Source organism: Gordonia sp. UBA5067 (assembly GCF_002414845.1).
In the GTDB taxonomy this organism is placed as follows: domain Bacteria; phylum Actinomycetota; class Actinomycetes; order Mycobacteriales; family Mycobacteriaceae; genus Gordonia; species Gordonia defluvii.
Genome location: NZ_DIAX01000005.1, coordinates 1 through 5,999 on the forward strand (window position 1 = coordinate 1; position 5,999 = coordinate 5,999).

Below are 5,999 nucleotides of genomic sequence, written 5' to 3' on the forward strand. Positions count from 1 at the left end.
CGGGATGGAGTGGATTCACAAGTGCCGCAACCAGTCCGTGTGTCACGACCCCCTCCACGTGGAGACTGCGCGTGTGCTGCATCCGTGGACCACCAGCAGTTCGGCGACGTGGCTGGTCGACGACCCCGCGGGCGATCTGGTGATCATCATCTCCGACGAATCGGACGGGTTCGTCGCCATGTCGCAGACCGGAGATGCCGATCTCACCCTCTCGCTCCAGCAGTGGACGTCGATGATCGACGGCTATCTGGCGGTGGCCGTCGCCGGCCAGGTGAACGTGGTGAACATGGTCCTGTCGGTGGGCTCGACCCCCGATTGGGACACCGCCGAGGCCATGTTCGCAGAAGCGCAGGCCCGTCAAGTGGCCGGCCAGATCTCGTGGGCCAACCTCAGTGACGTGGTCGACCAAGCCGTCGCCGAAGCTGCTGCACAAACGGCCGACCCGATGGGCGACTACAGCGACGTGACGCCAGACCTGGGCGGCGCCCGCCCGCCGAACGCCACCCTGCCCACCGACGGCTGACGGCTGGTGTGCCCCGCCCAACGAGTGACGACGCCGGCTCGACGCGGCGGGCGTCGATCCGCGCCTCGATGTCGGCGGTATCGAAACGAACGAACTTCCGGAGTATGCGGAACGGGAAGCGATGCTCCTCCACGAGGCGGCGACCGACTACCTCGGCCCGATCGGCGTCCGGTCATGGCGAGGTGTGTCCCGTTGAGGCTGATGCGGTGACGGAGCCATCTTGTCCGTGGTGTGGTGTGCCCGGTCTCGCTTCATGGGCGGCCGGTGGTGTCCAAGCAGAAGAAGGTTGATCCGCCAATTCGGCCGTCGACGAGTCGCTGTGTTGTGGCGCAGGTTTGGCTGCGGGGGATCTCTGACATGACTTGGCCGTCATTCGGTGAGTCGCACGGGACGATCTCGCTGATGTGGCCGCCGCGGACGGTGACGCAGTCGCCGGCGGTGACGGCGCCGACTCCCTCGCTCGGAGTTTGGCTCGATGTCTCGTGGAGGAGGACGAACGCGGTGCCGATCGTGCAGGCCAGCAAGGCGCCGAGGAGGGCCATGATGGGGCGAACGCGGGCTGGCCCGGTTGGTTCGTCGACGTGCGCTGGCGGGTTGTCGGTGGCGGGCTCGACGTGGTGACCGTCGGCTCGGAGCTCGTCGAGCGATTGGTCGTAGCGGTGCCGGCGATCGGGCTCGCGGAGCACATGCCACGCTGCGTTGAGGCACTGCATTGCGCGTTCGTCGTCGGCGCGTTCCGTCGGTGTTCGGTCTCTCCGGAGGTCGGGGTGGAGCTGCCTCGCCCGAGTGCGGTAGGCGGACCGGAGTTCCGTATCGGATGCGTCGCGAGCAACGCCGAGGGTGTCGTAGGGCGTCACCACGTGCGACCCGTCATGTAGCTCCGAGTCTCGACGCATATCGTCCGGACTCCAGATCGTCGCGGTCCTCCTCGAGGCTGCGGGTGAGGGCACGTGCCAACGAACGCCGCAGTAGCGGCGCCGCCAGCTGGGTCAGCCCTGGTCGAGTCGAGCACAACGTCGCGGTGACGTTGGCTCCATTGTCACCGTCGGCAACGATGTCGAACTTGATCGAGCCGGGTGAGAACGGACCAGAGATCAACGCGTTCACCTGATGGGCCGGAACGCTCTTGTCGAGTTCGAAATGCTGTCGGAGTCGTACAGGCCCGACGCGGGACACTTGGGAGTACGAACACGACTGCGAGGTTTCGGACAACACGTGGAAGCTCACGCCACGGTGATGGCCGTTGCGTTCGTGATCACCGACATCGCCGAACTGTGCCAGCACCTCCTCAAGCGGTCGTCGGATGGTGACGTCGACGTGTACTTCTAACATGGCACGACTATGCCAAGATGACATGACAATGTCAAGTAGACTCGCGCCGTGACTACCCGACCGCCTGAGCTTGCACCGCCGTTGCCGCCTCGCAGCATCCGCGCCGAGAACGCTGAACGGACTCGCGTCCGAATCCTTGACGCCGTCGTCGATCTTGTCGGCGCCAGCGGAACGTGTGACTTCACGATGCCCGAAGTGGCAGCCGCGTCGGGAGTCTCGTTGCGGACGCTCTATCGCTACTTCCCCTCGCGACAGCACGTCGTCGACGCAGTCGCAGCGGTCGGCGACCGAGTTGCCGCATCGAACCTGCCCGCCGCCGAGTTCGACCTGATCGACCTCCACGCATGGCTCGAAGAAGCGTGGCGAGCACTACTCGACCAAGAGGCTCTGATCCGCGCGCAACACACGAGCCCGAGCGGGGCGGCGATCCGCCGCGCCCGCATTCCGTTCTTTCGCGACGTCACCCGTGCCCTTCTGCTCCGCGAGACACCGGGGCTCGACGATGAACGTGTCGACGACATCGTGGACACGACGCTGCTCGTTGTGTCCTCCTCGGCTCTCTTCGAGTTCCTCGATGTCCTCGAGATCCCCATCGAGCGCGCTGCGCGTCTCGCTGCCGAGGCAGTCGAGCGCGCGGTCCGCGACGCCCGCTGACACCAGCCTGGGTCGGGTCTGCCCGCCAGTCTGCGCGATGGGTTGGGTTGGGTTGGGTGCCGCAGGCGGCTGCGATTGGTCCGCTGGTCCACCTACCCGGCAAGCCCTTGACTATCGGAAATCGGTATATCATACTTCGACTATGAAGCGCACTTCGAAGCCGCTCCCGGCCGCCTCGCTCCACATCGTGCTCGCCCTTCTCGAAGGTGAGCTCCACGGCTACGCATTGATGCGACGGGTGGGCGAACTCAGCGACGGTGCAGTGAAGATGGGCCCGGGCACCCTGTACGGGACGCTGAACCGGCTCGTCGACGACGGTCTCATCATCGAGACGACCGACCGCGCCGCCCACACCGACACCGAGCGCCGCCGCTACTACGAACTGACCCCCAATGGCCGGGCGGTGGCACTTGCCGAGCTCGCCCGCTTGCAAACGCTGGTGCACCGGGTAGCCGGTCACCTGGCCGGTGGGGCACCGGCATGAACGGGGACCGGGCGACGGTGCGCGTCTACCGCTCGCTGCTGCGCCTCTACCCGCGCGAGTTCCGCGACGAGTACGGCACCGACATGGTGCAGCTCCTACGCGAGCAGTGCAGCGACGAACCGGCATGGCTGGTCGGTGCCCGCTGCACTCTCGACCTCGCCATCACGATCCCGACCCAACACTTGGAGGCACGCATGAACCGACCATCGACCCACCTCATCCCGCTGCTCTTCACCGCACTCGCCGCCGGCGGGCTGCTGTTTGCAATACTCGGGGGCAGCAACATCGCGATCGTCGTCATCGGCTTGTGTATCGCCGTCGTCGCCGGCACGATCGCTGCCGTTGCCTGGAAACGGTCCGGGCCGATCGGCGCCAAGCTCTCGACGGACGGCTGGTGGAAGCTCGTGCTCGCCGGCCCGTGCATCATCGTCGCAGTCATCGTCGGCGCCGGCTTCGGAGTCGAGGCATGGGAGGTCATGATGCTCGCCCTCCTGGTCGCCTTCGTGGCCACCGGAACCGGCGTGCTGCTCGGCATCGCCCGCCTCGCCCAACGCCACTCGCGAGCGATCCCCACGTGAGACCGCGCCTGCGTCTCGTCGTCGTGTCGGTCGTGCTGTGCGCCACGACTGGCGCGTGTGGCGACAACGAGAACGCCGGGACCAACACCGCTGCCGCCACTGCAGCAACCGGGACCGCCGCGAACCCCACCGAAGGCGGGTTCTGCGAGGCGATGGCCCACCTGATCGTCCTGCTTTCCCCGACCGACGACTCGAGCCCGACGGAGACCAAGGCGACCTTCACCGAAGCGGCAGGCTGGTTCGAGCAGGCCAACACCGCGGCGCCCGCCGCCATCGCCGGCGACGTCGCGGCTTACAAGACCGCCTATGACGAGTACGTCCGCTACCTCAGCACCGTCGACTTCAACCTCAACATCGTGTTCAGCACACCACAGGGCACGCAGCTCGCCATCGACACCTCACACACCCTCACGCCCGCCATCGTCCAGTACGCCGTCGACGATTGCGGGCTCTCCTTCGGCGACGAACAGCAACCGCCGTCGAGCACCACATAGGCGCTGTCGACCGGTCGACACCTCGACGTGCCGGGCGGTTGTGAACCGACGTGCAGCTCGAACGTCCACAGATCCAGCCCATCGGGTGACCGCTCCTTTGCCCGCTCGAGCAGCGCGCTTCCCAGCCCCTGACGCCGATCCGACGGGTCCACGGAGAGCTGAGTGACCCATTCAACGTCGAGGACGAGCAACCCGATGACGCACCAACCGCGCTCCACCCAGAGACCGTGCGTGGTTCGTTCTATTGAGCCAGCAAGTCCATCAGGAGTTCATCGATGGTGGGGGCGGAAGCCATCTCGGTTGCGATCTGATGTGCTGCCAGGCGATAGGAGCGGTCGCGCCGCACAGTCTCGATCGCCTGAGCCAGGGGACTGCCGTCGGCCCAGCTCAGCGGGCGCCGGCGGCCACCGGCAGCGCCGGAGCCCAGGGTTACACCTGCGCCAGAGGCAGCCACTTTGGCGCCGTTGGCGAATTGGTCGGCGAACATCGGAGCGATCACCAGCGGCACGCCGGCGGCCAACGCACCGAAGGTTGTGCCCGAACCGCCGTGACAAACGACGACGTCGGCCTCAGCCAGCACGTCGGGCTGGTTGACCCAGGGTTCTACGTGGACGTTGTGCGGGATCGCGTCGAGCTGGTCGAGGTCGAATCGGCGACCGACGGTGAGGAGCACCCGTGCGTCGAGTTCGCCGACAGCGGCGAGCGCGACTCGATAGGCCGTCGCAGCCATCGACATGTGGCCCAGGACCGTTCCGAAGCTCACATAGAGCAATGGAGCAGTGGATCCGTCCCACCAATCCGGAAGGGGCATTGGATGCCCGGGGGTCTCGCGGTAACGGCGCGTGTCAGGAAACGGTGACGAGTCGAGCGAGGCGGGGAACCGGGTCACGTACGGCGTCAGTCTGACTTCGTCGGTCAGGCCCGAACGGTGGACTTCGAGCGCCGCAGAGGCCACCTCGATCGATCCCCACTCGACATCGGCAAGGCCGATCGCCACCTGCGCCATGGCGATGTGCTCACGATGCCCGATCACCGCCGAGGCGTACTCACACGGGTCTCGCACAACAAGGTCAGGGCCCCACCCCGCCACGATGCGCTCCAGACCAGGCAGCATGGCCGCTGTCGCCAGTCGACCAAACAGCTCACGGTTGCCCAGCACCGAGGCCTCAGCGGCAGGCGCCGTCGGCAAACGTTCACGAATCGGCCCGACAACATCCTCGGGCGGCTCGCCGCAGACCGCAACCCGGAAGCCCATCTGCTCAACCATCGAAGCGATAGCCGGCGGACCCGCAACCAACGTGTCCGCACCCCGACGCTGAGCAGCATCGAGAAGTGGTCGCAGTGGTTCGAGGTGACCAGCGCCGCCGAGAGAACACGCACCCAACACTCGCATCACCGAATCGTCCCACAGGAGGCCGCCAGTGTGCTGACCCCGACCCGACCGTGGCGTTCAGGGCACCCAATGCTGCTCGCCCATAACCCTGGCACCGGTGCCGACGACGCCAAACGGTCACGGCCTCACGTGACGCCGCCACCTTCGCGGGCCCGACCGCCTGTCGCAAGGCCACAAGTTCCATCAGTCGCCGAAGTTTCCACTCGGTGAGACCCGCCAGACGAATCTCCTCCCACCACTGGCGGGTAGAAGTGGCGAACAGCCCGGCACAGCTGTGAACTGACCACCGCTGTGATCAGGACATATGCCCTGATCACAGCAGAAACCCAATGGCGCCCTCGGCAAGATTCGAACTTGCGCATCCGGCTCCGGAGGCCGACGCTCTATCCCCTGAGCTACGAGGGCGGGGGTTCCGTCGTGGAGACGACGAGACGCAACCACGATAGCGACCAAAGACGCACCCGCGGCGACGTGGGCTCGCGCGACGGCGGGGGTTGCGCTACTGCCTCACAGCTCCACGCCGGCGTCGGCGGGTGTGCGG

Annotated in this window: 7 protein-coding genes and 1 tRNA gene; 5 read left to right on the forward strand and 3 right to left on the reverse strand. The window is 66.5% G+C overall.

Annotation, left to right across the window (positions count from 1 at the left end; genetic code table 11):
* Window positions 1-523 (forward strand): hypothetical protein (locus tag B4M62_RS00795; protein ID WP_290703710.1); only part of this gene is annotated, 523 nt, incomplete at its 5' end.
* A 251-nt stretch (window positions 524-774) separates the two neighbouring features.
* Here the strand turns inward: B4M62_RS00795 and B4M62_RS00800 are convergent.
* Window positions 775-1,419 carry a J domain-containing protein gene (locus B4M62_RS00800; RefSeq protein ID WP_290703712.1) on the reverse strand — a complete coding sequence of 215 codons (645 nt, stop codon included), beginning with the start codon at window positions 1,417-1,419 and terminating at the stop codon, window positions 775-777.
* Window positions 1,420-1,903: 484 nt separating this feature from the next.
* Between B4M62_RS00800 and B4M62_RS00805 the strand changes: the two genes are divergently transcribed.
* From B4M62_RS00805 to B4M62_RS00820, 4 genes are all read left to right on the forward strand, one after another.
* Window positions 1,904-2,509, forward strand: a complete 606-nt coding sequence (locus B4M62_RS00805) for a TetR/AcrR family transcriptional regulator (RefSeq protein WP_290703714.1) — start codon at window positions 1,904-1,906, stop codon at window positions 2,507-2,509.
* A 142-nt stretch (window positions 2,510-2,651) separates the two neighbouring features.
* Entirely contained in the window at window positions 2,652-2,993 is a 342-nt protein-coding gene (locus tag B4M62_RS00810) for a PadR family transcriptional regulator (RefSeq protein ID WP_290703716.1), read from the forward strand.
* The gene (locus B4M62_RS00815; RefSeq protein ID WP_290703719.1) at window positions 2,990-3,571 is read left to right on the forward strand and encodes a hypothetical protein; all 582 of its coding nucleotides are present in this window, start codon (window positions 2,990-2,992) and stop codon (window positions 3,569-3,571) included. Before B4M62_RS00810 ends, B4M62_RS00815 begins: the two co-directional genes overlap by 4 nt.
* Window positions 3,568-4,065, forward strand: coding sequence for a hypothetical protein (locus tag B4M62_RS00820; protein WP_290703723.1), 498 nt, complete (start codon window positions 3,568-3,570; stop codon window positions 4,063-4,065). Before B4M62_RS00815 ends, B4M62_RS00820 begins: the two co-directional genes overlap by 4 nt.
* Before the next feature lie 241 nt (window positions 4,066-4,306).
* Here B4M62_RS00820 and B4M62_RS00825 read toward each other — a convergent pair whose 3' ends face one another.
* Window positions 4,307-5,332, reverse strand: a complete 1,026-nt coding sequence (locus B4M62_RS00825) for a glycosyltransferase (RefSeq protein ID WP_290703726.1) — start codon at window positions 5,330-5,332, stop codon at window positions 4,307-4,309.
* 456 nt (window positions 5,333-5,788) lie between these two features.
* Window positions 5,789-5,863: transfer RNA gene (locus tag B4M62_RS00830), tRNA-Arg, on the reverse strand.
* Window positions 5,864-5,999: the final 136 nt, after the last annotated feature.

Bases quoted from the DNA above. Each gene is read 5' to 3' on its own strand.
- B4M62_RS00815 (WP_290703719.1), top strand. From the start codon at position 2,990: ATGAACGGGGACCGGGCGACGGTGCGCGTCTACCGCTCGCTGCTGCGC.
- B4M62_RS00810 (WP_290703716.1), top strand. From the start codon at position 2,652: ATGAAGCGCACTTCGAAGCCGCTCCCGGCCGCCTCGCTCCACATCGTG.
- B4M62_RS00825 (WP_290703726.1), bottom strand. From the start codon at position 5,332: ATGGTTGAGCAGATGGGCTTCCGGGTTGCGGTCTGCGGCGAGCCGCCC.
- B4M62_RS00800 (WP_290703712.1), bottom strand. From the start codon at position 1,419: ATGCGTCGAGACTCGGAGCTACATGACGGGTCGCACGTGGTGACGCCC.